General features: G+C 69.9%; 20 protein-coding genes. 12 read left to right on the forward strand and 8 right to left on the reverse strand.

All coding sequences use genetic code 11. The annotated features are described in order from the left end of the window. Window positions 1–19: 19 nt before the first annotated feature. Window positions 20–1,240, forward strand: coding sequence for a type IV pilus assembly protein PilC (gene pilC / locus IC605_RS03770; protein ID WP_216319235.1), 1,221 nt, complete (start codon window positions 20–22; stop codon window positions 1,238–1,240). A gap of 404 nt (window positions 1,241–1,644) precedes the next feature. Here pilC and IC605_RS03775 read toward each other — a convergent pair whose 3' ends face one another. Genes IC605_RS03775 through IC605_RS03785 form a run of 3 tightly spaced genes read right to left on the reverse strand, consistent with a single transcriptional unit; the run spans window position 1,645 to window position 3,067 of the window. Beyond that, window positions 1,645–1,953, reverse strand: coding sequence for a type II toxin-antitoxin system PemK/MazF family toxin (locus tag IC605_RS03775; RefSeq protein ID WP_216319238.1), 309 nt, complete (start codon window positions 1,951–1,953; stop codon window positions 1,645–1,647). Beyond that, on the reverse strand, window positions 1,950–2,195 hold the full coding sequence (locus IC605_RS03780; RefSeq protein ID WP_216319241.1) for an AbrB/MazE/SpoVT family DNA-binding domain-containing protein: 246 nt from the start codon (window positions 2,193–2,195) through the stop codon (window positions 1,950–1,952). Before IC605_RS03780 ends, IC605_RS03775 begins: the two co-directional genes overlap by 4 nt. Beyond that, window positions 2,180–3,067 (reverse strand): hypothetical protein, encoded by an 888-nt coding sequence (locus tag IC605_RS03785; protein ID WP_216319244.1) that lies wholly within the window; start codon window positions 3,065–3,067, stop codon window positions 2,180–2,182. Before IC605_RS03785 ends, IC605_RS03780 begins: the two co-directional genes overlap by 16 nt. A gap of 798 nt (window positions 3,068–3,865) precedes the next feature. On the opposite strand from IC605_RS03785, the gene IC605_RS03790 reads away from it, so the two are divergent. From IC605_RS03790 to IC605_RS03805, 4 genes are read left to right on the forward strand one after another with little or no spacing between them, the layout of a single operon-like run. Next, a complete protein-coding gene (locus tag IC605_RS03790) occupies window positions 3,866–4,585 on the forward strand; it encodes a TnsA-like heteromeric transposase endonuclease subunit (RefSeq protein WP_216319247.1) in 720 nt (239 codons plus the stop codon). A gap of 3 nt (window positions 4,586–4,588) precedes the next feature. Beyond that, window positions 4,589–6,769: a DDE-type integrase/transposase/recombinase gene (locus IC605_RS03795; protein WP_216319250.1), complete on the forward strand. Its 2,181-nt coding sequence runs from the start codon at window positions 4,589–4,591 to the stop codon at window positions 6,767–6,769. Between the two features lie 2 nt (window positions 6,770–6,771). After that, on the forward strand, window positions 6,772–7,896 hold the full coding sequence (locus tag IC605_RS03800) for an AAA family ATPase (RefSeq protein ID WP_216319253.1): 1,125 nt from the start codon (window positions 6,772–6,774) through the stop codon (window positions 7,894–7,896). After that, window positions 7,893–9,788, forward strand: a complete 1,896-nt coding sequence (locus IC605_RS03805; RefSeq protein WP_216319257.1) for a TniQ family protein — start codon at window positions 7,893–7,895, stop codon at window positions 9,786–9,788. The genes IC605_RS03800 and IC605_RS03805 overlap by 4 nt, the downstream gene beginning before the upstream one ends. A 93-nt stretch (window positions 9,789–9,881) precedes the next feature. Here IC605_RS03805 and IC605_RS03810 read toward each other — a convergent pair whose 3' ends face one another. Continuing rightward, on the reverse strand, window positions 9,882–10,454 hold the full coding sequence (locus IC605_RS03810) for a hypothetical protein (RefSeq protein WP_216319259.1): 573 nt from the start codon (window positions 10,452–10,454) through the stop codon (window positions 9,882–9,884). A 172-nt stretch (window positions 10,455–10,626) separates the two neighbouring features. Between IC605_RS03810 and IC605_RS03815 the strand changes: the two genes are divergently transcribed. The 7 genes from IC605_RS03815 (at window position 10,627) to IC605_RS24985 (ending at window position 23,541) form a co-directional block, all read left to right on the forward strand. Beyond that, entirely contained in the window at window positions 10,627–11,751 is a 1,125-nt protein-coding gene (locus tag IC605_RS03815; RefSeq protein WP_216319262.1) for a restriction endonuclease-related protein, read from the forward strand. Further along, window positions 11,748–15,050 carry a pPIWI_RE_Z domain-containing protein gene (locus IC605_RS03820; protein ID WP_216319264.1) on the forward strand — a complete coding sequence of 1,101 codons (3,303 nt, stop codon included), beginning with the start codon at window positions 11,748–11,750 and terminating at the stop codon, window positions 15,048–15,050. Before IC605_RS03815 ends, IC605_RS03820 begins: the two co-directional genes overlap by 4 nt. Before the next feature lie 41 nt (window positions 15,051–15,091). Beyond that, on the forward strand, window positions 15,092–17,938 hold the full coding sequence (locus IC605_RS03825; protein WP_216319266.1) for an RNaseH domain-containing protein: 2,847 nt from the start codon (window positions 15,092–15,094) through the stop codon (window positions 17,936–17,938). A 378-nt stretch (window positions 17,939–18,316) separates the two neighbouring features. Then, window positions 18,317–18,514, forward strand: coding sequence for a hypothetical protein (locus tag IC605_RS03830; RefSeq protein WP_216319268.1), 198 nt, complete (start codon window positions 18,317–18,319; stop codon window positions 18,512–18,514). Window positions 18,515–18,563: 49 nt separating this feature from the next. After that, window positions 18,564–20,915 carry a helicase HerA domain-containing protein gene (locus IC605_RS03835; RefSeq protein ID WP_216319270.1) on the forward strand — a complete coding sequence of 784 codons (2,352 nt, stop codon included), beginning with the start codon at window positions 18,564–18,566 and terminating at the stop codon, window positions 20,913–20,915. Next, window positions 20,915–22,345: a DNA double-strand break repair nuclease NurA gene (locus IC605_RS03840; RefSeq protein WP_216319272.1), complete on the forward strand. Its 1,431-nt coding sequence runs from the start codon at window positions 20,915–20,917 to the stop codon at window positions 22,343–22,345. The genes IC605_RS03835 and IC605_RS03840 overlap by 1 nt, the downstream gene beginning before the upstream one ends. After that, window positions 22,342–23,541 (forward strand): DNA methyltransferase, encoded by a 1,200-nt coding sequence (locus IC605_RS24985; RefSeq protein WP_216319274.1) that lies wholly within the window; start codon window positions 22,342–22,344, stop codon window positions 23,539–23,541. Before IC605_RS03840 ends, IC605_RS24985 begins: the two co-directional genes overlap by 4 nt. Before the next feature lie 139 nt (window positions 23,542–23,680). Here the strand turns inward: IC605_RS24985 and IC605_RS03850 are convergent, their stop codons facing one another. The 4 genes from IC605_RS03850 to lexA form a co-directional block, all read right to left on the reverse strand. After that, complete coding sequence (locus tag IC605_RS03850; protein WP_216319276.1) at window positions 23,681–23,881, reverse strand: hypothetical protein; 201 nt, start codon at window positions 23,879–23,881, stop codon at window positions 23,681–23,683. A gap of 201 nt (window positions 23,882–24,082) precedes the next feature. Next, window positions 24,083–24,385 (reverse strand): hypothetical protein, encoded by a 303-nt coding sequence (locus IC605_RS03855; protein ID WP_216319279.1) that lies wholly within the window; start codon window positions 24,383–24,385, stop codon window positions 24,083–24,085. A 58-nt stretch (window positions 24,386–24,443) separates the two neighbouring features. Next, window positions 24,444–25,067 carry a DUF2726 domain-containing protein gene (locus IC605_RS24405; RefSeq protein WP_216319282.1) on the reverse strand — a complete coding sequence of 208 codons (624 nt, stop codon included), beginning with the start codon at window positions 25,065–25,067 and terminating at the stop codon, window positions 24,444–24,446. Between the two features lie 145 nt (window positions 25,068–25,212). Then, complete coding sequence (gene lexA / locus IC605_RS03865; RefSeq protein WP_216319285.1) at window positions 25,213–25,908, reverse strand: transcriptional repressor LexA; 696 nt, start codon at window positions 25,906–25,908, stop codon at window positions 25,213–25,215. Window positions 25,909–26,020: the final 112 nt, after the last annotated feature.

Genomic DNA, 26,020 nt, shown 5'->3' on the forward strand with positions numbered 1-26,020 from the left:
CCTGACTATACTCGCGCCCATGCCGGTCTACGAATACCGCGTCCGGGACCGTTCCGGGAAGGTCCTGAAGTCCCAGATGGAGGCCGAGACCCAGGCACAGGTCCGCGACGCCCTGCGGGCGAAAAACCTCCTGATCGTCGAGATCAAGGCGCCCAAGACCGGCCTGAACGCCGACCTCAAGATTCCCGGTCTGGGCGACCGCCCACCCAACCTCAAGCAGGTGGCCGTCTTCAGCAAGCAGCTCGCCACCCTGATCAACGCGGGCGTGCCGCTCGTGCAGTCGCTCGCCATCCTGCAACGCCAGATCGAGAGCAAGGCCCTCCAGAACATCATCAAGAGCCTGCGCGCCGACGTGGAGAGCGGCACGCCGCTGAGCGAGGCGCTCGTCAAGCATCCCAAGGTCTTCAACCGGCTGTACATCAACCTCGTGCGCGCGGGCGAGACGAGCGGGACGCTCGACAGCATCCTGGAGCGCATCGCGGCTTTTCAGGAAAAGGAACTCGCCCTGCGCGGCAAGCTCAAGAGCGCGCTGACGTACCCGGTGGTCGTGCTCGTCTTCGCCATCGGGATCACGTATTTCTTGCTGACCACCATCGTGCCGCAGTTCGCGGGCATTCTCGCGCAGCTCAACGCGCCGCTGCCGCTGATCACCAAGGTGCTGATGGCGGTCTCGGACTTCCTGAAAAACTCCGGGCTGCTGATCTTCGTCTTCATCGCCGTCTTCGTGTTCGCCTACCGCTGGTATTACAAGACGCCGGGGGGCCGGGTGGTGATCGACCGCCTCAAGCTGCGGCTGCCCGTCTTCGGCGGCCTGCTGCAAAAGAGCGCGATCAGCTCCTTCGCGCGCACCTTCGGGCTGCTGATCAGCTCCGGCGTGAACATCATCGAGAGCCTGGAGATCACCAAGGGCACGGCGGGCAACGCCATCGTGGAAGACACCATCGAGAATGCCAAGAACGTCGTGATGGTCGGCGACCCGATGAGCGCGAGCCTGGCGACGAGCAAGGTCTTTCCGCCGATGGTCGTCAGCATGGTCGCCATCGGCGAGGAGACCGGCTCGCTCGACGACATGCTCGCCAAGGTCGGCGATTTCTACGACCGCGAGGTGGACGAGGCGGTCGACAGCCTCACCGCCGCCATCGAGCCCCTGATGATCGTCTTCCTGGGCGGCATCGTGGGAACCATCGTGGCGGGCATGTTCCTCCCGATGTTCAGCATCATCGGCCAGCTCAGCAAATGACATTAGGAATACGAGATAGATTGCCAAAAATCAGCATTCATTGCCAGCAGGAAAAGGAGCGCCAAATGGCGCTCCTTTTCCTTTTTGCGTGTCAGCCGCCAGAAAGCACCGACCCTCAAGAAAAGGTTTCAAAAACTGGCAAACTATCTTGATTCGTCTTCTCTTGAAACTAGCGTTTCAGCGCGGTTCCAGCAAGTTTGCCAATGTGCACTGCATATTGCCAGTCTTCTTCTCGAACCTGACCTTTTCGCGCGCCGCTGTATATCCACCTCGAGAACGAGAAAGGCTCGCCCAGGAGGCGAGCCTTTCCGCATTCAGCACCACCGCCTTGCCTCCCAGCCGCTGCCTGAGCCTCAGGAACATGCAGGGGCGCGGCTGATCCGGCCGCGCCCCTTCCCCAGCCCCTAACGATGCAGCAGCAGCGCTTCCAGCTTCGCGAGCACCTCCTGCAACGCCATCGCTGGCACGCGGCCCACCCCACGCAGCCGGTCCACCCTCACGGGGTACACGCAGTCGGCCAGCGCCACCTCCTGGGCCCCCAGGGCCACCTCAAAGTGGTTCCCACGGGGCTCGCCGCTGACAGGAGCCACCAGCACATGACCGCTGCGGGCGTTGTAGGGCTCCGGCGTGAGCACCAGCGCCCGAGCGCCCGGCCCCCCAGCCGCGCCCCCGACTTCCACCAGGTCCCCCCGGGCGAGCGCCGCGCGCTTCATTCCTCCTCCCCGTCTTCGGGTTCAGGTACCACTGCCGCCACGTCGTGCTGCTTTTCCGGCTCCAGCCCCTTCACCAGGTCCTTCAGCTGGTAGCGGGGAATTCGCCGGAGCACCACCTGCCCTTCCTGCAGCTCACCCCCCAGCGCGTCGCCGGGCTGCATCCCCAGTTGATCCAGCACCGCCTTGGGCCACAGGGTGCCGCGCCCGCCGCCCCACTTCCTCAGCCTCAGGTGGACGTCCATGTGCCTGCCCTCCTTGCCAGCACTTCATCAGGGTCGCGCTGCCACGCTTCCGGGCAGCGGAGGGGCAGCGGGGCGGCCCGCAGCGTGTCGCTCATGCGCTGCAGCGCCCGCTCCTGAAGGCCGACTTGCTGCAACTCGCGCCGCGCGGCCTCGTAACCGCCCCGCGTCAGCCCGAACGCACCGATCTCGCCCGGAACGGTCACCCCGGGAACCTCGATCTTCACCACCCTGTCGGGGTGACGGTCGACCAGGTTCTTGAACGGCTTGTTCACCGACCCTCGTGCTTTTAGCCAGCGCGCCTCGGACATCAGCCCCTCCGCGCACGCCGGCCCGAAGTATGTCTCCCGCAGCCGCAGGTCCCGCGTCCCCACGAACTGCAGGCCCAGATCGCGGCATCCCACCAGCCAGAGGTACGCCAGCGTCTCGTGCGTGTGAGGCCTGGGCTCGCCCTGCTCCCGGGCGCTGTACCGAACCGCGTCCAGCGTCGCGGCCGCCACCACCTCAGCCCACCCGAAGTCCAGGCGCTGTGGCTTATCCGCCAGCCCGCTGCCCTGCTCCGGCGGCGCCGCCCGCGGCCACTCCTCTTCGGCGCGCGCGGCACCCTGCAGCCCAGCCAGCAGCTGCCGCGCCGCTTCCGGGCTCAGCCCGAAGTCGCGCCGCCACTTCGCCAGCATCCCCTCCCAGACCTCGACCATCAGCCGCGCGGTGTCCTGCGCGCCGACGCCCGGCGCGCCCGTCGTGACCCGGCCCTCGCCCAGCCACCGCCACAGCTCGGCCAGTTCCACCAGGAACTGCGCCGGGTCCCCCTGCCCCGACCCCAGGCTCATCCCGAAGTTCAGGGGCACCTGCCCAATCTCCAACCGGCTCTTCACCCGGGTGCTCCTCTCCCGGTCCTGCCGCAGCAGGACGCGAAACGAGAGCTCTCCGCCCCGCCAGAGCGGGGCGGCCTGAGTGAGAGCGCCCTTTACCCGGTATCCGGCAGCGCCATGGCCCACCTCCCGGCCAGGGCACCGGACCCGGGAAGCGGGGCCGCGGGAACTGCGGAGGCGCTGCCACACCTGCTGCCTTGCCTCCCAGCCCCAGGGCCGTGTACCGTCCACCTGTCGGAGTGGTGGGGTCCCGTCCTGGCTTGTGGTGAGCGTACGCCCCAGGCCAAAGGCGGGAACCCGCCGGTCTTCATGTTTTCTTAGGACATCCGGAACAACCCGCTGGGCCACGATGTTTAAACATCGCGGCCCAGCTGAGGGCAGGTTGGGCGGCGTTTGCCAGGCTGCGGCCCAGCAACGCCCTGAGGCGACCGGGCCAGGTGCCTCTCACCCTTTCAATGTTTGAGGTAATCCCGCCCTCCCGCGGGGGCTCTCCTTTCCCCTCTTGTGCCCGGAGCGGCGCGGACGTACTCTCGTTTCGGAGGCTGCCACTTGTCAGGTGGCAATACAGAGTGCCGAGGCTCGTTTGCGGCGCAGACTCGGCACTCCCTCGGCCTCCGAAAGGGGAAACCGAATGCCAATCTACCGCGTTGCACCCCGGTGCAGCGACGGGCCGGTGTTGCCGGAAGCGCCCCCCGCGGCGCGCCGGCACCGGCCCGTCGCCCTTCCTGCTGAGGGCGGGTGGCCCGGAGCGCTCCCGCGTCACCCCCGACTCGCCCCGCGCGGCGCCCAGGAGGGGTGAACATGGTTGACCTGCTGGGCGTCACCTACCTCACCCACACGGGCGTCCTGGTGGAAGACGCACCCATCACCGACCTGCACAGCGTCCCGGTGGACGCGCTGGCCCCCGTGCGGGTGCCGCGCAGCTACAAGGGGCAGCCGCACCTCGGGGGGCGCTACCTGTTCGCCGGCACCGGGGAGCACGTGCTGTTCGAGAGCCGCCTGGAGCAGGACGCGCTGCGCTTCCTCGACCACGGGCGCGCCGCCACCCACGTCGCCGCCCAGCCGCTGCTGCTCAAGTTCCGCGTCGAGGGGAAAAAGTTTGGCCACTACCCCGACTTTCTCGTCGACCGCCGCCCCGAGCGCCACCTGCTGCTCAACGTGCGCACCACCGCCTATCTGAACACCCTGAAGGCGCACCGGGCCTTCAGCGCGGCGCGCGCCCTGGCGGATGCCCTCGGGTGGGCCTACCAGACCTGGTCGGAGGCTCCCACCGCCCAGAACCTCAACCTCAGGTTCCTGGGCGGCTACCGGTTCCCCCCTTACGCCTTCGACGACCTCGCCCCGCGCCTGCTGCGCGCCTGCGACGGCCCCACCCGGCTGGGGGACCTCTGCGGGCGGGTGAGCCCCGAGGCGCTCGCGCGGCCGGTCGTGTTTCACCTGCTGTGGCGGCAGGACCTGCAGGCCGACCTCACCCGGCCGCTGAGCAACGCGACGCTGGTCCACCCGGCCAGGGAGAGCTGAACCATGGCCGGCACCCCCGCCGCCACCCGGCTCTCCATCGGCATGCGCGTGGAGCACCGCGGCGTCGCCTGGCAGGTCACCCACCTCGACGGCGTGGAGGTCCGCCTCCAGCACGTCTCCGGGCAGACCGAGACAATGGCCTTCCACCAGTTCGTGGACCTGCCCTTGGTGCGGCGTCTCGTCGAGGCCCGCAAGGAGAACGCGCCGCGCGCCCCCGAGCACCCCCTGGACATCGTCTTCACCTCCCTCGATCAGAAGTTGCAGGACGAGGCCCTGCGGCGCCTGGCCCACCTGCGTGAGGCGGTGACCGGATACCGCAGTGGCTTCCCCGACCAGGCGGAACCCCACGAGCCGCGCCCCGAGTACGACCCCGCGACCACCACACAGACCCAGCGCTTCGAGGCCAAGGCGAAGGAACTCACCTCCGCGGGGGTCAAGGTGACCCCAAGGACCCTGCGCTTCCAGCGCGACGAGTACGGGCGCCGCGGCCTGATGGCGCTGGTCGACGCCCGCAAGCTGCGCGGCACCCTGCCGTTCGGCCGGAACCCCACGCCCGTGGTCGAGGCGGCCCGCAAGGTCGTCGGAAAAGCCGGGGACGCTTCCACGGTGACGAAGAAGAAGCACATCGAGGACGTTCGCGATGAAGTGAAGGCGCTCCTCGCTGAGGGGAACCTGCTCTTCCAGGGCGAACTGCCGTCCTACTCCAGCCTGGCGCGGCTCCTCGACGCGCTGAGCCGCAACCAGTACACCTACAAGTCCGCCAAGTTGCGGCGGTCGATCGCGGGGCGGCCGCAGCGGATGTACCAGATGCTGACGCCCACCCGCGTCGGCGAGTACGTCGTTATCGACGCGAGCACCTACGACGTGCGGGGGTTCGACAGCATCACCGGCCGCCGCATCCGCCACAGGCTGGTCGTCGCCATCGATGTTTATTCCCGCTGCATCCTCGCCGCGCGGTTTTTCGAGAACGACCCCAAGGGCATCGACATCACCTTCCTGCTCTACGACCTGATCGCCCCCAAGCCCGCCCCGCCGGAGTGGCCCGAGACGGCGCTGTTGCCCTACATCGGCCTCCCTGAAGAGCTCATCGTCGTGATTCACGACTTGCCGGAGGGCACGCGCCTCAAGGCGATCCCCTTCGCGCAGCCCGACAATCTGGTCATCGACAATGGCAGGATTTTCATCAGCAAGGTGTTCGCGAGTGCCTGCGAGCGCCTCGGGATCAGCCTGATCATCGCCCGCCCGTACACCGGCAACGACAAAGCCCATGTCGAAAGGTTTTTCGAGACCGCCCGCGACGGCTTCTGCGTCTACCTGCCGGGCTACACCGGCAACAACGCCCTCAACAAGGGGCGCAACCCCGAGGAGGAGGCCTACTACTTTCGCCATGAGCTGGAAAACGAGTTCCACCTCTGGCTCGCGCGGGTCTACCACGTCCGCGCCCATTCCGAACTTCAGGCCCACGACGTGCCCGGCGCGCACGCGACCCCGCTGGAAACCTTCCGGGCGGGGATCAGCGCCTCGGGCTACCTGTACGTGCCCACCGACCCCAACCTGTACCAGGGGTTGCTCGAGACCCAGTGGCGCAAGATCCACGCCTACGGCGTCGACTACTACGGCATCCTCTACGACGCCCCGGAACTCGTGGCGCTGCGCAACCAGGACTGCCCCTACAGCGTGAAGGGCGGCCGCTGGCCCTTCCAAGTCGACAAGCGGGACCTGCGCTACCTGCACTTCCAGCACCCGGACAAAGGCTGGATCCGGCTCACCCGGCGCGACGCCCGCCACGCCGACGCTCCCTTCAGCAACGTTCACCTCGAGGTCGCGCGCCGCACCCTCATCCGGACGGGGGGCAACCCCCACAAACGCGAGGAGATGTCCCAGGCCCTCGACGAGCTGCTCTCCGAGGGGCGCGCCAGCGTCGCCGAGAACGCCGAGCAGCGCCGCCAGGAGGTTCGGGCCCTGCACGCGAGGGAGCAGGCCTACGAGGACCAGCTGCGGCTGGACGCCAGCGACGCCGCGACCCGCGGCATGGAAGTGCTGACCCCCACGCCCAGGCTCCCCGAGCGGCCGCTGGCGGTGCAGGTCGACGAGGAGGGCTTCGGCACCGTCGATGACCTCGAGCCGAACGTCGCCAACGTGTTTGCCCGGGGAACCACGTCCTACTGGGACCAGGAGGAGTGATCATGCCCCAGCTCGAACGGCCCACCGGCCCCGTCGCCCTGCGGGGCTACCGCGACCGGGACCGCATCCTCGACGTCCAGGGCTGGCGGCGGTTTGTGAACCGCCCGGTCCCCCCGCGCCCCGTGATGCCGAACCGGGAGACCTGGCGTGGCTGGAGTGAGGCCCAGCGGCAGGAGTTCAACCGGGCCCGGCACCTCTACCACGCGAACTTCCCGCCCATCGCCACCCCCGACCTGCAGGATTTTCACAACCAGATGCTGCTGCAGCTCTGGAAAAACATCGACGGGGACGACGGCACCCCGCCCGGCGGCCTGCTGGACGGCCCGAGGACGCTCGGCAAAACGACCATCCTCAAGTGGCTGGCCAGGCGGTTCGAGTTGGAATTCACCGAGCGGTACCCCGCCGAGGATCCCGCGCAGCAGCACCTGGTGATCCCGGTGGCCTACCTCGGCATGAGCGCCGGGGCCACACCCAAAGATCTCAGCCTGGGCCTCGCGCGCTTTTTCAACTTTCCCCTGCCCACCAACACCAAGGGCATCACCCGCGGGGACATCACGGCGGCGGTACTCGAGGCGATCGCCCTCCATCAAACGCAACTGCTGTGCGTGGACGACGCGCATTTCATCAACATGTACACCGATGCCGGACGGCTCGCGAACGACCATCTCAAGGAGATCACGGAGAAAAGCCGCTGCACGCTCATCTTCACCGGCATCGACTGTGAGGGCTCCGGCCTGCTGGCCGAGGGCCGGGGACCCGATGGGGCCCGCAAGAGCCAGCTCGGCGGCCGCCTCATCTACAAGGCGATCACCCCGATGACCCGGGACGGTGCCGCCTGGACGGGCGTTCTGGCCGACCTCGAGCGGACCCTGGTGCTCGCTGGCCTGCACCCCGGCACCCTGACGGACGGGCTGAGCGACTACCTGTATGACAGGACAAAGGGGTACATCGGCCCCCTGATGAACCTGGCCCGCAAGGCCACCCGGGTGAGCGTGGACACCGGGCTGGAGACCCTCACCGAGCCCCTGCTGGCGGGCATCCGGCTCGACCGCGCCTCGGAAATCCCTGATCAGCCCGAGCCCGCCAAAAAGCCCAGGAAGTCCAGAACGTCCGGGAGGACACGATGACCGGCCCGCTGCTCTCGCTGCCCCTGATTCCCCTGCCGCTGCGCCTCCCGCCCATCGAGGGCGAAGGTTTCCCGAGCTACCTCGACCGCATCGTCGCCCAACTGCCCCTGCCGGTCGCGCTCACGGTCCTGCTCTACCGCCTCGGGCTGCAGGAGAGCGAGCGGGGCGCGGAGGCCCGCGCCCACACCGGCGTTTCGCTCAGCGCGCAGCAGCTCCGAAATGCGGCGTTCACGCTGCGGCTGCCCGAGGAGCGCCTGCGGGCGATGCTTCTTACCCACTTCGACGGGGTCGCGGTGGACTTCCGCGGACTCGACCCGGACGATCCCGACAGCGCGCGGCGCGTCGGGCTGCGGGAGTGGGCGTACCTGGTGGGCTCGCACTACTGCCCGGCCTGCCTCGCCGAGGACCAGGCCTGGCGGCTGGCTTGGCGGCTGCCCTTCTCCTTCGCCTGCGTGCGCCACGGGGCGCTGCTGCGGGACACCTGCCCGCGCTGCGGGCGGCGCGCGGGAAACCTGCGCGAGGAGTACGGGGGTGGGCCAGCCTACGCCACGCAGAAGCGCCAGCCGGGCTTCTGCATGAACCCGCCCGCCACCGGGGAGGCGGGCGTCGGCCGCGGCGCCCGCTTCTGCGGCCAGGACCTCACGGCGGTGCCCGGGCTCAGCCTGCGGCGCGCGCCGCGGCTGCTGAAGACCCAGGCGCGGCTCGACGCGGCGCTGGAGGCCCGGCACGACCCGGTCTCCGGGTTGCCCGCGCTGGCCTTCTTCCAGGCGCTGCGCAGCCTCTGCGCGTTGCTGCTGTACGTGGCCGAACCCGGGGACCTCGGGCCGCTGCCGCCCAAGGTCCTCGACGCCTTCGGTCGCCACGTCGAGGAGCGGCAGCACCGGCTCGCGCAGCGCCAGAGCGAGCGCCGCCCGCAGGGGGGGCGCAGCGGCCCCCTGATGCGCTTCTACGGGGCGACCCCGACCAGCGCGGCGCTGATGGCGGCGCTGCTGCCCTGGGCCGCCGAGGCGCTCACGCCGGCGCAGCCGGGCACCCTGAACGTCCCCGAACTCGCCGAGCGGCTGCGCCCCCTGGTGGAGCGGTTGCGCGCCCGCGGGCAGGGCCACCTGCGGATGGTCGCCAAAGACTTCAACTTTCAGGGCCCGCTGCTGGACGCCTTTCACGCGGTGCTGTCGGGGCGCGCGGGCTTTGACCACCGGCTGGGCCTGCTGTCCCCCTACGCGCCCGCGCGCCGCGCGTACGACTTCACGGTCGACGACGTCCCGGCGCTGCTGTGGGAGGACGAGTTCCGGGCGCACTTCGCGCCGCTCTTCGAGGACTCCGACCTGGGGGAGAGGACGAGCCGGGCGGTCTGCAGCCTCGCCCTGGTGCGGCTGTCGGCGCTGCTGCCCTGGGAGGCGGCCTGCGCGGCGCTCGAGCTGCCTGCCACCTACGCCTGCGGGGCCTGCAACAAGGCGATGGGGGTCCTGAGCAGCGCCCAGACCGAGGAGGCGTTCGCGCGGGCGCTGCATGGGCTCGCCGCGCGCCTGGAGGCCCAGCCTGCCCGGGCCAACTACCGCGCGCGCCGGGAAGCCCTGCGGGACCTGCGGGCGGTTGCCGTCACCGCCCGGGAGCTCAGCCTCGCGGGCAGCTTCGTCAACCCCGGAAAGGCGGCCGCGCGGCACCAGCACTCGGCGGCCTTCGTCTGGGAGCAGATCACCGGCGGGGACTGGCGCGGCGCGCCGGCGATGCGGGAGCGGGAAAAGCGCACAGCGTCCGCTGGTGAGCTGTACGGGCGGTTCCTGGACGAGAAGCTCCCCGCGCTGCGCCCGTTCCTGCTCGAGCAGGCGGCGGCGCTGGCCGCCGGGGTCGACCCGGGCCACCCGCGGCTGACGAGGGGACTTGAGAGCTGAGCCGCCGGGAGCCAAGGAAAAAGAGGGCGACGCGCCGGTCAGCGCGTCGCCCCACCCTTTTGCCCTTGCCAGAGGCTCTCAGGCCCAGCTGTCTCAGGGGTTTGCCTTGGCGAAGTCCGCCGCGAAGGTGGTGATGACATCGTCGGCCGCCCCCAGAATCCGTTCTTTCCAGAACTCCGTGGTGAAGGCTCGCACGACCCCATAGTTAAAGTTGCTGTACACAGTGAAGTAGGTCAATTGCTTATTGTCGCTGCGCCTTAAGTCGAGCGACTGAACTTCGATCCGAACGACGAAGGGTCTCATGTTGTCAACCCCTTTTCCAATGTCGATGATAACCTTTGTCCAGCCGATTTGACCTGAAGGAAAAGGGTCACAGACGGGACTGAGTCGATAGGCAGCAAACTTCTCCTCGATCTTCTTGGTGATCAGATCTCGGTCTGGATAGGCTATGACGTCATCTTCCGAGAAGAAGACCATGGGTTCCATACACAGGGATACTCCATTCAGGGGACGGACATATGCCGGCAGGGAGGCCATGTCGACTTTCGCCGCCCCCGCCTGAGGCAGGCAAGCCAAGAGGGCGAGCATCGTTCGTTTTTTCATGGCTCCAGCATGGCAGTCGGTGGTTTTGCGCGCCGACTCTCTGCCGGTGAGCGTTGAGGTCAAGGGGTGCTCACCAGCGACGGCGTCGCCGCGACCCAACCCGGCCCTCGCTCCGGGCCAGATACCCCTTGTGTGGGTCCCATCGTGGCCCCAGGTGTTCTCACATAAACTCTTGGCTTATATCTGCATAAGGCCCTGGTCTTGATCTGCTACCAACGTAGTGTATGTTACCGTCATGTCTGCTGAGCCCGCCGACCCCATGGACACTCTGCGCCTGCTGGCGGCGGGACTGGTTCTCCAGCACCAGGCCTGCGCGCGCGGCGCGATTCTGGACGCCCGCGACGACCGCGGGCGCACTCTTACGCCGAAACTGCTGCTGCGGGCCCAGGCCCGGCTCTCACGGCTGCAGATCGCGTCGGGGAACCTCGCCCGCGCCGACAGCCTGCATCAGCTGGTCGTGGACTGCACCCGGCCGCTGGGGGACTGGGCCCCGGACGCGCTCCTGGACGGCCACGAGGACCTGGCCGAGCTGGTGCTGATCGACCCCGGGGTCCGCAGCCCCACCCCGGAGTGCGTGAGCCTCGGTCAGGAGGGGCAGAACCTCGCGGATCTCAAGGAAAACCTCTGGTTCGACAAGCTCAGGGAGACGCTGCGCGCCGTGCCCCTCGCCCAGAGCCGCGCCGACGCCTACACCCGGCTGCGGCGCTTCATCGTCGCCCATCCGGCTGCCACCCAGGCCGAACTCGACAGCCTGATCCGCGAGCTGGACGCCCTCACCCTGCTGCCGCTGCTGGGGCCGCTCGTCCATGAGATGTACCCCCCGCTGGCTGGCGGCTCGGAGGGACCCGTGGCCCGCTGCGGCCACTGCGGCAGCCTGGTCGAGACGGGCGATCCCCCGCACTGCACCTCGGCGCGCTGCCGCGAGGAGCACCCCGACGTGCACCTGCGCGACTGGGTCGACCCCGCCCAACTGCGGGTGCTGCGCGGCGAGCTGGTGCTGTACTGGGTGAATCCCGGGCGCGACGAGCTGCGGCTCTATCAGGCGCTGAAAGAGCACCGCGACGACGTCACGCTCTACCCCAACCAGGACGAGGTGGACCTCGGCCTGGGCGGGGAGCGCGAGATCGGCCTCGACCTCAAGGACTACGCCTCCATGCCCACCCTGGCGCGGCGCTTCCAGCGCGAGCTGGGCGACCTGGCCTTCTACCGCCGCGGCATCGTCGTGGTGACCGACCGCGGCACCCGGGTGCGCGGGGAGGCCCGCCGGGATCAGCTCCGGGAGAAGTTCGCGGAGCTGCGGATCCCGCTCGAGGTCATGACGGTCCACGACGTGTTGAGCACCTTCGGGAGGCCAGCATGACCGCCGATTGGACCGGCGCGGGCGAGATCCAGTGGGCCTGTCTGCTGATGGAACAGCTGGGCGAGGGCAGCCTGGCGGGCCTGCCGCTGCTGCTCAGCGGCTTCCGCTCGGTGGACACCCTGCCCGCGCTGCGCGGGCACGAGGCGGAGCTGCGCCGGCTGCGCGGGCTGGACCTGCTGCCGCGCATGCTCAGCCCCGAGTCGGTGCGCGCCGCCATGCAGAACGCCCGCCAGGCCGAGGAGCGTCAGGAGCTGGAGCTCGCCTACGAGCTTCACCCGGCCGACCTCACCTTCCGGCGCCGCGAGACCCACGCCCCCCTGCTCGCCCTGCAGCTGCAGGAGCTGCAGCGGCCCCAGGACGAGCCCCCGCACCGGCTGACCCTGGCCCCCGCCGACACCTCGCTGGTGGTCCGGCAGGGCCAGCAGGGCGAGATCCGGGTGCGCCTCCCCGCCGCCGAGCTGCCGCCCGCCCCCACCCCCCACACCCGTCGGGAGCGGACCGGGGCCCTGACCTTCACCCTCGACGACCTGGCGGCCACCGCGGCGGACATGGACCGGCGCGATGCCGCCGCCGAACGGCCCGACCGCGGCTGGGGCCGCACCATCGACGGGCTCAAGCTGCGGGTGCGCGGGGAGAAGGGCTTCGAGGACGGCCGCACCCTCGACCTGGAGGGTCTGCACCACCTGATCGGCCTTCCCGGGGCGGGCAAGACGACCCTCATCAACGTGCTGTGCGTCCACATGGCGCGCCGGGGGCAGCGGGTGGCGGTCTTCACCACCGCCATCGAGGTCGCCCGCCAGGGGCTGGAGATTCTCACCCGCTACCTCGACCCCGCCGAGGTCGCCCTGCTCGTCGGGCGCGGCCACGACACCCACGAGAGCCACGCCGACCGCATCGCCGGGGTCGTGGCGGCCGGGGACCCCTCCCTGGGCGGCTTCGGGCGCACCATCCCCGGCATGGACCGCTTCGCCCGCGGCTGCGCGCTGCGCGCCTACGCCACCACCGAGGAGGACGTCGTGTGGGAGGGGTGGGGCCCCGAGCAGCGCCCCCCCTGCGAGCAGGTGCTGCGCCGCGTGCCCCAGGAGGACGGCACCGTCCGGGAGCAGCGCCACCTCTGCCCGCTCTTCTCCCGCTGCGGCCGGGTGCACAACCATGCCCAGCTCGTCGAGGCCAAGGTCTGGCTGGGCCACGTGCTCAGCACGACCGCCCGGGTGCCCGCCCACCTCACGGACCGCAAGCTCAGCTACGCGGAGCTGCTGCCCGAGGTCATGGACCTGGTGATCGTCGACGAGGCCGACGAGGCCCAGGCGAACCTCGACGCCCAGTCGCTGGTGCGCACCCCCTTCCTGGGCAAGGACGGCCTGCACAAGGCGAACAGCGAGCTCGCCAGCGCCTACTACGCCCGCTCGCGCGGCCACAAGGCCACCTACCGCTACCTGCAGGCGGCCCACCGGCTGGACGCCCACCTGCGCGAATTCTCCGAGGTCATTCGCGACCCGCGCGCCGCCGAGTTTTCCGGCCAGCTGCTCACCAGCCGGGCGATCTTCGACGTGCTGGCCCGCCAGCATGGGCGGACGCTCACCAGCGAGGCGCGCGCCGCCCTCGCCCAGTTGTGGGACACCGCCGTCTACGACGTGCTGTTCGGCCGGGAGAACGCCGCGCTGCCCACCGCCCACCTCGCCCGCAACCTGGGCATCCCCGAGGCAGCCCTGCTGGGGGGGCAGCAGGCCCTGCGCGAGGCCTTCGACCAGTACCAGCGCAGCGAGGGCGACGAGGAAGCGGCGCTGGCCTCGCTGGAGCAGGCCACCCGGCTGCTGATGGGGATCGAGGTCGATGCCCGCGGGCGCTGGGCGCTGAACCTGCTGCTGCTGGTCTCGCTGCTCGTCACCGGGGTCCGGCGCCTGCGCGCCCTCGCTGCCGGCGTGGACCTGGCGTTCAAGCACACCTACCTGCCCGACCAGGGCAGCCAGGGGCTGGGGCGCTACTCGACGACCAGCCTGCTGGGCAACTTCGCGGCGATCAGCTTCCTGCGCGGTGAGTCCGACGACAACCAGGTGGAGATGATCGTCCAGGACCGCGTCTCGCGCCTGCTCCCCGAGCGGCTCAGCCGCGCCGGGCTGGGCGTGCTGATCACCAGCGCGACCTCCTTTCTCCCCGAGAGCACCAGCTACCACAGCACCACGCCCCCCGACTACCTGCTGCTGCCCATCCGCGAGGGGCGCGAGGGGAAGGTCACCCTGCGCTTCAGCTCGCAAAAGGACGCCTCCGGGCGCCCCATCCGGGTCAGCGGCGCCGGGGCGGACCGCGACGACCACCTGCGCGAGCTGGTGCGCGGGCTGGCCGGGCGCAGCAGCGCGGCGGGCGCCCTGTCCTCGCAGCTGGAGCGCGACCTCGCCCACGTGGCCGAGGAGCTCAGCCCCCCCGGGCGCCCCCGCAAGGCCGCGCTGGTGGTGAACAGCTACGAGCAGGTCGAGCAGGTCATGGACGCCCTGCGGCAGGTCAACCCGGCGCTGCATAGCCGCAGCGTCGGCCTGACCCGCGCGCGCGTCCCGGGGCGGCAGGACCTGGTGCTGCGCGCCGAGATCGAGGGCGCGGCCCGCCGCGACGACCTCTCGGTGCTCGTCTTCCCGATGGGAGCGCTCGGCCGCGGCGTGAACATGGTGCTGGGCGGGGAGGGCGAGACCCGCGACCTTGCCGCCATCGGCGTGATGTACTTCCTGGTGCGGCCCCACCCCACCGTGGGCGACACCACCCTGCTGCACTCGCTGGTGAACCGAGCGACCGAGGAGTTCGACAGCCTGCAACTGGACGGCGGCACCCTGGCGGACCTCGCGCGCCGCCACCGGCTGGAGCGGGCGAAGCTCTACCGCACCATCCGGCGGCTGCTGGAACGCCCCCAGCAGATGAGCCAGCTGCCCAAGGAGGCGCTGCGCGCCTTCACCGCCAACCTGATCGTGCCGGTCTGGCAGACCATCGGCCGCGCCATCCGCGGCGGGGCCGACGCGGAGATTCACTTCGTGGACGCGGCCTGGGCCCCCGAGAGCGCGGCGGGCGGGCTGGACCGCCCCACCACGAGTGTGCTGGCGGGCATGCAGCGCCTGCTGGCGGAGGGGGGCGCCGACCCGGACCCGCACAACCGCGAGGTGTTGCAGGCCCTCTACGGCTCGTTCGCCAGGGCGCTGTGCGGCATGCAGGGGCTGCTCACCCAGCCCACCGACCTGCTCGCGAACGCCTTCACGTCACCGGATGACGTCACCGGCCCCGACGATGGGGACTGGGACTGGCCGGACGACGCCTGACCCCCTTCACCCTTTCGCCCCTTTTCCCCCCAAGGAGCCCCATGACCCGACCCGGCACGCTGGCCCCCGCCCGCAAGGCGACCCGTCGCCCCCCGCCCGTCTTCGCGTTGCGCGAGCGCGACCCCGAGCCCACCCTCCCCCCCGAGCTGAAAGAGCGGCTCCTCGAGCTCGCCGGGCGGCTCACGGAGGGCCTCCCGATGGTCTTCGAGCTCGGCGAGACGCGGGCGGTGCCGGTAGAGCCCCACGTGGCCCTCGCCCTTCAGCTGGACGAGGGCTTCGGGCGGCTCCTGTCCACCGTGGAGCAGCAGCGCCAGGCCCGCCTGGGCAAGGAGCCCGGACGCCTGCCCACCACGATGCTGCGCCTGCTGCTCGAGTTGCAGGACCCGGGCACGCTGCGGACGGAGGTCAACCTCTGGCGCCTGACGCGCGCCCCCGTGCGCAGCCCGCTGCTGGTGACGACGACGCCCGCCCCGGAGGCGCTGACCCGCGCCCGGGCGGCCCTCGCCACCTGGCTGCTGAAGATGCCGGACCTCGACGAGGCCACGCGCCTCTCGGTCGCCGAGCGCCTGCCCACGGCGGTGCGCGCCCAGGAGGTGCGCTTCGACCCCCGGCACTGGCAGGGTGGCCCCTGGGGGCACCGGGACCTGGCGGACATGGCCGCCCGGGCGCTGGAGGGCGCCGAGCTGTTTCCGGGGCGCGGGGGGCTGCGCCGCATCGTCTCCAGGGAGATGGGGGGTGGCGTGGTCGAGCTGATGACCGACCCCTACCGGGCGGGGACGACGCGCGGCGAGCTCCCCACCTCCTACGTGGTGCGGCTCAAGACCAAGACCCACCTGGGGAATTCCGAGCCGCTGCTGGTGATGGAGCTGTCGCGGCGGCAGTGGACTGACAACGCGAGCACCTTCCACGGCAAGGTGACCCTCTACGCCCTGCCGGCGCGCACCGCCGCGGACCCGAACCCCAGCGTCGTCACCCTGCGGGTGGAGTACCGGCAGCACCTCAGCGGGGAGGCAGGCTTGGACTACCAGGCGCTGCGCCAGCGCTTTCCCAGCCTGCCCGAGGTCCCGCTGCAGGAGGGGCGCCTGCACCCCGAGCTGCTCGCCCACCCGGCCTGCCAGGTTCTCGCGGTGGCGCGGCAGGGCCGCGGGGCGCGGGGTGGGGCGACGGGCGCGCTGGAGGTCGACCGCCTGATCGCGTTCGCGGCGGCGAGCCTGCCCCTCGCCACCCGCGGCCTGCGCCCCTGGACCGGGCTGCGCGCGCTGCACGAGGAGGGGGCCAGGGAGAACGGGTCTCCCAGCGAACCCTTCCAGCAGCTGTTCGCGGAGTATCAGCCCACCGAGGCCCAGGTGGCGGCGGGCAAGGCGGACGCCGAAATCGAGAAGCGCCGGGAAGCAGCCCGGCAGTGGGCAACACGTGAGCGCGGCCGCATCGACCAGCACTACGGACACCCCTACCGCCTGCTGCTGCTGCACGCCCCGAACCAGGACCCGAGCGCGGCGAGGGCCGCGGGGATCCTGGAGCGCGTGCTGGAAAACCGCGTGGTCATCACCCGCCTTGCCATGCCGCCCCACACCTCGGGGCCGGTCGACAGCCTGCCCGGCAAGGGCCTGCCGCCCGCGGAGCGCGCCGAGGAGCGCCTGGCGGCCTGGAAGAAGTACCTCGACCACCTGGAGGGCACCTTCGATGGGGTGCTGCTGGTCGTGCCCCGCGGCGAGGGCGACAGCGCCAACGACCCGGTGAACAAGCGGGCCTCGAAGATCGCGCTGCTGCGCGGGCTGCGGGTCCACGCCCAGTACCTGCGGCCGATCGACCCCGAGGCGAGCGACGAGGCGACAGACTTCATCCGGCGCACCATTCGCGCGATGCAGGATCTCGCCTGGGAGCCGCTGGGCATGCTCGACCCGGTGGAGGACGACACCGGGGAGCTCGCCGGGGAGGGGGACGCGATCCACGCCGCGGTCACCGCGCTGACGGTGGTCACCGTGAACAGCACGCGGTCGCGCCGGAACGCGGCGACCACGGTGCCGGTGGCGCTGCGCCTCGACCTGCAGACCCAGCAGACCCAGGCCCAGCTGCTGCTGCCGGGCGGTGCGACCGGCTGGCTGTCCCTGCGGGAGGCGACGGTGCGGCTGCTGGGCGGGACGCGCAAGATGAGCCCGGGCGAGGCGGCCGACCGCCTGGCGGTGCAGACCTTTTTCCAGACGGTGCTGGACGAGACCCAGGCGCGCGCGCAGCCGGGCATCCCCGAGGTCGTGTTCATCGACGGCGACACGGTGAGCGGCTTCTGGCCGGGGCTCTACGACAAGCACCTGGATGTTCACGAGCTGTGCTTCGAGCCGGGGGACAGCAGTCGCCGCCGCATGCAGCGCAGCTGGGCAGCGCTGACGCTCATGCGCCTGCGCGCCCAGGACAAGGTGGGCAAGGTGCTGCGCCTGGGGCAGCAGGAGATCGAGGTGCTGGGGCAGCGCCTGCCCACCCCGCGCTGGGCGGAGAGCCAGTCCTACCTGGTCGCGCGCGGCGGCGCGGCCGGGGAGCTGGCAGGTACGACCTTCCTGAGCTTCGGCTCACACACCCACCAGGTGACCCGCGGCATGTCGGGGCATCTGGAGGTCGTCAAGGTGAGCGGGAAGGGGCGCCGCCTCCTGAAGCCCCACGTGAAGGGGTACGCCACCCCGGAGGCGCTGGAGGTCTCGGTCATCGCGCCGGGGAGCCTCAGCCTCGAGGGGGCGGTGCACCTGGTGTCGAAGCTGCGCCGGCGCTACGCCCACTACGACGGATGGACCAAGCTGCCCGCGCCGCTGTTCTTCAGCCACCTGGTGAAGGACTACGTCCCCGATTACGAGCTCGGGGACGAGGAGGACGAGGTGACCGAGCTGGGCACCGACTGAGGGAGCAGTTCTCACATCCCTTCACATGGATCTCGGCGCGCGGGACCTGGCGGCGCTGGGGGTCACGGTCAGACCTCAGCGGAGGGTCATGATCAAGTCAACCCCTCCGAGTCGGTCCGTCTTGTCCGCAACCAGGTGCGTCTGCATCTTCCTCTCAGACAGCCATGCGTGGCGCAATAGGCGCTTTTCGGGAGAAACGGTCCGCGGGGCGTTCACGGCCGTTACAAGGGGGCAGGAGCGAGCGCCGGTGCGAATCACCAGGCGGGCGTCCTCTGCCAGCAGACCTGCTTCTCGGCTGCCCTGGGAGCGCCACAGAAGGCGCGCATGTGCGGCCCGATCTGAAAAGTAGGAATGCTAGGCTATTCACACTTCCCCCTCATGGAGACGCGTGTGACGAACCCCGAGCAGATCATCCAGCAGCACCGTCAGAAAACAGAAGCGCACCGCCAGCAGGAACGCCAGGAGGCCGAGCGCTATGTCGGCGAGGTCTTCAGCGTCAGCTCCAGCGACTTCACCGTCCGGATGCACGACAAGTTCCGCCAGGACGTCAGCAGGCTCCCCAAGGGGCGCTCCTGATCCCCACCCCACACCGCGCTCCGCCCCGCTCCCCCCACCGAGGTAACGCATGACCCGAGGCAGCCAGATTCTCCGCGAGAACCATGAAGAAGCCGCTCGTCAGGAGCAGGAAGCACGTGAACTCGCCCGCCGCCGCTCGGCGGCGCAGCTGATGGGCGCGCTGATCCAGCCGGAGCGCTACGTGGGCGAGGTCTTCACCGTCGGCTTTAGCGCGTTCACGGTGCAGGTGCACGACCACTTCCGCCGCGAGGTGCAGGGCATCCCCCAGGGGGCCTTCCTGATCGCCACCTGCATCGACCCCGGGTGCAGCGAACTCGACCCCGACGGGGAGGGGACCGAGATCGTCCTGCTGCGGGTGATCGAGCCGCGCACCCTGCCGCGTGAGGGCGAACGCGAGGACCAGCGCACCGAGGCAATCGAGCGCGCCATGCGCGACGAGCGCCCGTGGGAAGACCAGGTCGACAAGTACACCCGTAACAAGCTGTCGTACAGCGGCCTGACCTGCCGGGTGCTCGGCACCGTCTACCTTGAGCCGGACCCCGACCACCCGGAACAGCTGCGCAAGCGCCTGGGCACCGACATCGACAACTTCTATTCGGGCCGCGGCATGAAGGTCTACAAGCCTTCAGGCGCGGCGCTCGCGGCCCTGGTGAACTACTCCGACCCCGACGTCAAGAGTGACCACCCGCTGGGCGGCCGACTGGTCAACATCGCGGCGATCCGCTACGCCAGCACTCGGCGCTCGCAGAGCAGCGACGCGGTCGACGTCACCATCACCCCCGCCGACCTGATCGGCCAGAAGACCGCGCTGTTCGGCATGACCCGCAGCGGCAAGTCCAACACCACCAAGGTGATCGCCCAGGCGATCTACGAGCTGCGGCGCGACGCGGTGCCGCTCAACCCCAGCGACACGCCTGAGCAAGCCGAGCGGCGCGCGCGCAGCAACCGCATCGGGCAGCTGATCTTCGATCCACAGGGCGAGTACGCCAACGAGAACGTTCAGGACGGCGGCACCGACAACCCCAACGCGCTGAAGAACATCTACACCCACTTCCCGAACCTGACCCGCGAGAGCGAGCTCGCGACCTACGGTTTGAAGCCGCACCCGCGCGATCCGCACCGCGAGCTCCTGAAGATCAATTTCTACGGTGAACCGCTGCATGCGGCGCAATTGAGACAACTCGAAAGCGCCAGCCAGGGTCACGGTGAAGCCAATCTCGACGCGGCCACCGCCGCCTTCCTCACCAACATCCACACGCTGCTGCTCGGCAAGCAGCTGTTCGACGAGGCGCTGGCTGGCTCGGACTCACAGTACATCCGCAACTTCCTCGCGGCCGACTTGAGCCTCCCGGACTTCAGCACCTTCCCGGATCAGGAGGCCTACGGGCAGGCCGTGCGCTACAACCGCAACCTGCTGGTCTACCGGGCGCTGCTGCACGGGGGTGGGCTGCGAGCACCATTCGCGCCGGACATCACCAACCTCTTCAACGCGCAGCTGCGGGAGACCCTACGCACGCCCCCCGCCGAGGGAACTGGGACGCGCAGAAACGCCCGCAGCGACCGCGACGCCAGCCTGCAAAACGAGTTCTCCACTGCCGCGGACCTGTTGGAGCAGGCGCAGGTCAGCTGGGACGACGTCATCACCATCTGCAAGGCCCTGGCCAAGCTGATTGGCCGCCCTGAGTTCGACGCATTCGACGCCGCGTACCGCCGAGGACACAACGGCCGCTCGTGGGCCGACGCCACCTTCAGAAATCTGATCGGCATGTTCGCGTGGTCCAACGGCCCCAAGCTCGCGGCGCGGGTTCGGGAGAACCACGAGGCCGGGCTCACCGAGGACTACGCCGAGACGATCTACCAGGACCTGCTCAACGGCAAGATGGTGATCATCGACCAGTCGCTCGGTGGCGCTGGCCCGAACCAAGTGGTTGCCAACAAGATCATCGAGAAGATCCTCCAGCGCCACGTCGAGGTCTTCGGCATGGGGGAAAGCCCCCACCCGATCCTCGTCTACGTCGAGGAGGCGCACAACCTGCTGCCCAAGCGCTCCGCCGACGGCGAGGTCAACATCTGGGCCCGGCTCGCCAAGGAAGGGGCCAAGCTCAACCTCGGCCTGGTGTACGCCACCCAGGAGGTCAGCGCGCTGCAGAGCAACATCCTGAAAAACACCTCCAACTGGTTCATCGCGCACCTCAACAACACCGAGGAAGTGCGAGAGGTGAGCAAGTACTACGACTTCGAGGATTTCGCCGAGTCGATCCAGCGTGCGCCCAACCGCGGCTTTATCCGCATGCGCACCCGCACCAACGTGTTCACCATCCCGGTGCAGGTGCGCAAGTTCGACCTCTCGACCAGCGCCCTGCCGGCCAGCACCGTGCCCGTCCACGGAGGCAACGACTGATGCCCCACGAGGGTGAACGCGGCGGCGTCACCGGGAGCCTGCGCCGGCTGCTGGACAGCCCTGAGGCCCATGCGATGCGCGCCGAGATGCACATCGAGACCCCCACCGCGACCGGCGCGCCGCCTCCGACCCTGCGCGTGCCCCGGCCCGACCCCGAGGCGCTGCCGCACCTGGTCATCGCCATCGACGGCTCCGAGGGCCACATCCCGCTTGAGGGCGGCTTTCCCGGCGCCGAGGCGGCGGTCGTGACCATCGCCGCGGTGTTCATCGACCTGCGCAAGCTCCGCGACGTCGAGGACCGGGGCATTCCCGATCCCCGGCGCTTCAAGGACCTGCACGGCACCGAAGGCATCGAATTGCTGCTGCCGTCGACCAACCTCGTCCTGGGCGACGACCCCGACGCCCGCAGCAGCTTCCGCCGCAAGGTCTACGAAGTTCTTGGATCGCGGCGCGTGTTCGACGACGGCGAGACCCTGCTCGAGACGTACGAGACGCTGCTGTCGCTGCGAGAGGGGCGTAGCGACAAACTCCCCGGCTGCCCGCTGATGGATCTGTGCCCCCACGAGGAGGCCCGCTACCACTCCCACGCCGCCATCGGCGCGTGCCAGTGCGGCGAGCACCCCACCTACTCGACCGATGCCCTGCGCATCTACGAAGCCTTCACAGACGTTGCCACCAACCAGACCGCCGTCACCGAGACGCGCAGCGCCATCGAACACCTCGTGCTCGTGAACATCATGCGCTACTTCGAACGCCACGCCCTGTGGAGCTCGATGCGCACCGTGGCCGTGGTGATGGACGGCCCGCTGGCGGTCAGCGGCCACCCGGCGTGGCTGGCGATCAGCATCAAGAGCGAGCTCGCGCGCCTCGCGGAGCTGTGCCAGGAACGCACCGGAACCGTTCCGACGGTCTTCGGCATCGAGAAGACCGGCATGTTCCAGGATCACCTGCTCCGCCTGGCGCACCCGGTTCCTGAGGCCGGCACACCGGGGGAGATGCCCGATCCCCGCACCGTGCGGCGCACCAGCCTGATCAACCCCGGCGAGGTGCTGCTCGTCAACGACGCGTACGTCAAGAAGAACATCATCTTTAAACACGAGGTGGGGCCGGGGCCTTTCAAGCCCTACGGCTCAACCAGCCATTACGGCCGCAAGGCGCTGTACCACACCACCGGCGGCGCGCTGATCACCCTGATGCCAGCCTTCTTGCGCCCTGGCGACGACGCGACGCTCAGCGAGGCCCGGGTGGAGCAGTTCCCCAACCTGCCGGTGATCCTGTCGCTGCTCGACGCCTTGGTCTCCGACCGCTACCCCAACGCGACCATCCCTCTGGTGGTCGCCCACGCCGAGGCCGCCATCCCGGCCCACGCCAACGCCGGGGTACTGCGGCGGTTTCTGCGTGGCGAAGAACCTGCAGGCGTGGAACGATGAACACGATGTACGAACCTGCCCCCAAGGCCAACACCGCCTCCGCTGCATCAAGCTGGATGCGCCTGGGACCGTGGTACGCCATGTTCCCGCTGGAGTTTGCCTACGAGATGATCCAGCGCTACACCGACCCCGGTGACGGCGTCCTCGATCCGTTTATGGGCCGCGGCACCACCCTCGCGGCCGCTCAGGCGCTGGGCCGCGGTGGACTGGGGAGCGAGATCAACCCGGTCGCGTGGGTCTACGCCGCGACCAAGCTGCACCCGGCACCGAAGCAGGCTGTGCTGCAGCGCCTCCAAGCCTTGTTCAACATCAGCGCCGCGCTGCCCGCCGGAACGCTGCCAGACGCCCCGGACCCGCTGCCCGAGTTTTTCGAGTGGGCCTTTCACCACGACGTGCTCCGCTTCCTCACCGTGGCGCGCCGCGAGCTCGACTGGCGGGCCAACGTCGTCGATCGCACCCTGATGGCGCTGCTGCTCGTCGATCTGCACGGCAACGCCGAGGTCTCGCTGTCCAACCAGATGCGTCAGACCAAGAGCATGGGACCTGACTACGCCGTCGCGTGGTGGAAGGAGCGCGGCCTGCGCCCCCAACCCAAGGACATCCAAACGATGCTGCGCGGCAAGATCGAGCGGCGTTACAGATACGGTGTGATGCCACCCCAGCCGATCCGCACGCTACTGGGCGACTCCACCCAGACCCTCAAGCAGCTTCGCCCGCGCGTAACCACGCCGCGCTATCGCCTGCTGCTCACCTCACCGCCTTACTTCGGGCTGGTCAACTACAACCGTGACCAGTGGATCCGCCGCTGGCTGCTCGGCGGGCCGTGGTCGAACTCCACCCGCGGCTCGCACAAGCATGAACGCGACTTCGCCAATGCGGACGACTACCGTCAGCTGCTGACCGACATCTTCACGGTGTCGCGCCGGCTGCTCACTGACGACGCGACCATTGTGGTCCGCACCGACGCCCGCCCCTTCACCCTGCAGACCACCCGCGAGGTGTTGCAGTCGGTCTACCCGGAGTGGACGTTGCAGGAGTGCGCTCAGCCCTTCGGCGTGCGCACCCAGACCCACCTGTTCGGCGACAACACCGGCAAGCCGGGGGAGACCGACCTGATCTTCACGCGCTCCCGCCTGGCCTCGTCCCGAGCCCCAGCCGCCGCTGCACCTCGTCGGGCAGCGCCAGTGGCACCGTGAACGGCTGCGACCTACTCACGTTTACGACGGCGGCCTCGCCCAGGTAGACGTACAGCCCCGAGACCTTCTGCTCGACGAAGAAGCGAGGGCTATCCAGCTTCGCAAGGGTGATGAGCACGTCGTTCAAGACGCATCCCTTTCAGCAGCCCAGCTCCCCCAGCCACTCCAGCGTCGTGGGTAGGTCGCTGGCTTTTCCTTTGATGACCCACGTTTCCCCGTTGACCAGGGCGCGGGTCAGCACCCGGTTCTCGCGCGCCGCTGGCTCCGCGGGCAGGCGATGCACCGGCACGGCGACGGTGGGGTCGAGGACGAGGTTGGTGTTCGTTCGGGTCTCGGCCATGGCAGACCTCCTAGATAGCGCGCTCCCCGGGCCCCACGCCAGCTGGCTCAGCGCCCCGGCCAGCCTGCGGCCCCACCAGCAGGCTGCGCGCCGCCCCATGCAGGCCCCGCCCCAGCCGGTGCCCCAGCATCCCCTCGCTCATCCGCTCGTCGAGGCACACGCGCGCCAGGCGGCGGCACCCGCGGGCCCGGGGCGTACTCCTCAGCTCCTGTTGAACTGCCACGAGAGCGTGAACACGCCGTTGTAGGGCAGCGTGCGCTCGAGGCTGTCGATGAAGGCTCCGGTCAGCCAGTGGCCCAGCCGTTCGCGGTCCAGGCCGCGCGTGAGGACCAACACCGGCCCGAAGTAGTCCTCGGCGCCCTTGTCCCCCGGCCAGAACGTCGTCCAGAAGCGTTGCCGCGCCTCGGCCTCGCTGACGGCCACCGTGACCAGCACCTGAATCAGCCGGCCCTCGCCGGTCGCGTAATGATCCAGGTGCAGGGTGTAGATCACCCACTCGTTCATCCCGGTTGCTCCTCCCCCCTGGCGGGCAGGACGCCGCGCCCCAGGCCGCGTAAATCGGTCATCCGCCACCTTCCCCCAGCGGCCCGGGGCAGATCCACCGGAAGCCCGGGTCGCGCTGCGCCTCCCGCAGCCGCCAGCCCAGCAGCGCCCGCAGCAGGCCCTCGGCGGGCGGCTCGCGCTCGTCGGTCCACAGGCGCAGCAGCGGCAATCCGGCCACGCGCAGGATGCGATTTTTGCGGGCGTCCCGCTCGCGCTGCGGGCTTTCCCGGTGCTGCGGGCCGTCCAGTTCCAGGGCGAGCAGCGGCGCGGCGGTCAGGTGGTCCTCGACGAGCAGGTCGAGGTGCGCGCTGCCGTGCGCGAGAAAGGACTGGTCCGCCTCGTCGAGCAGCGAGTTCATCACCTGCACGTCCAGCACCCGGCGCAGCGGCACCCGCGCCGCCACCGGGTGCGGAAAGAACGCCTCCCGACACAGCCGGGCGAGCACGCGCTCCCCCACGGAAAGCGCGGGGGTCCGCAGCCGCTGCGGGGAGGCCACGAGTAGCCGCGCGCCCACCACGCCGCGCAGGTCCCGCCGGACCCGCTCGCGAAGGTCCTCCGGCAGCGCCCACCCCGTGGAGACGGGCCGCACCAGCCCCAGGGCCGCCAGGCCCCGGAGCTGCCCCCGGAGAGCCTCCGGCGTCACGCCCAGGGCCCCCGCCAGGGTCGCCTCGTCCGCGGCCCCATCCTGGGCTTCCAGGACGAGCAGGAGACGCCGCTCGGCGGGGGGAGTTCCCCGTAACGCACCGCGGGGTGAACCGCGGGCGGGACGTCCGACCGGGGCAGCGCCGTCATGCCCCCTCCTGGTTCCCCTCGGGGGCGCTGCGGCGCGAGCGTCCGGTGCCGATGTGCCCGACCAGGCAGCCCTGGACCTTGACCTCCTCGGCTGGAAAGGTCATGGGCGCGTAGGCGGGGTTCTCGCTGAGCAGGGTGACCGTGCCGTTGTCGCGTCCCCAACGCTTGAGGGTGGCGGTGCCCTCGCCGGGGACGAACACCAGGGCGATCTCGCCGCTGTGGGGTTCCTCGGCCTGGGGCCGGATCGCCACCAGGTCCCCGGGGTAGATGCCCACGCCGATCATGGAGTCGCCGCGCACCTTGAGCAGGAAGTCGCCCTCGTGCAGGTCGAGCACGTCCTGCAGCCGCGCCGCGTAGCCCTCGATGCGCTCCTCGGCCAGCCCCGGCTCGCCCGCCGCCACCTCGCCCACGATGGGAAAGGAGAGCAGCCCAGAGTCCTCGGAAAGGCCCAGCAGCGCTCGGCCAGCTTCGGTGAGCTGAACCACGGCGGTAAAGCGTTCCCCAGCCTGGTAACGCACCATGCCCTGGTCGCGCAGCGCGAGCAGGTGGTTGCGGGTGTTCTGGCGCGAGTGCCCCAGCACCTGTGCCAGCCGCAGCGTCGTGATCGCCACGCCCTGCGCCTCCAATTGGGCAACCTGTTCGAGGACGTCCCGTTGCCGGGCGGTCAGGGGCTCCTGCGAGGGCTCAGTCATCTTGTCACCTGGCAAGAGTGTGCCAGGGGCGCGGCGATAAAGCAAGAGGTGCCTGAAGTAGACAAACGCCGCTTCGAGAAGGAAGGCGGTCGTCACCCAAAGTCGGCCAGTG

Origin of the sequence: Deinococcus aestuarii (assembly GCF_018863415.1) — a bacterium.
GTDB lineage: Bacteria > Deinococcota > Deinococci > Deinococcales > Deinococcaceae > Deinococcus > Deinococcus aestuarii.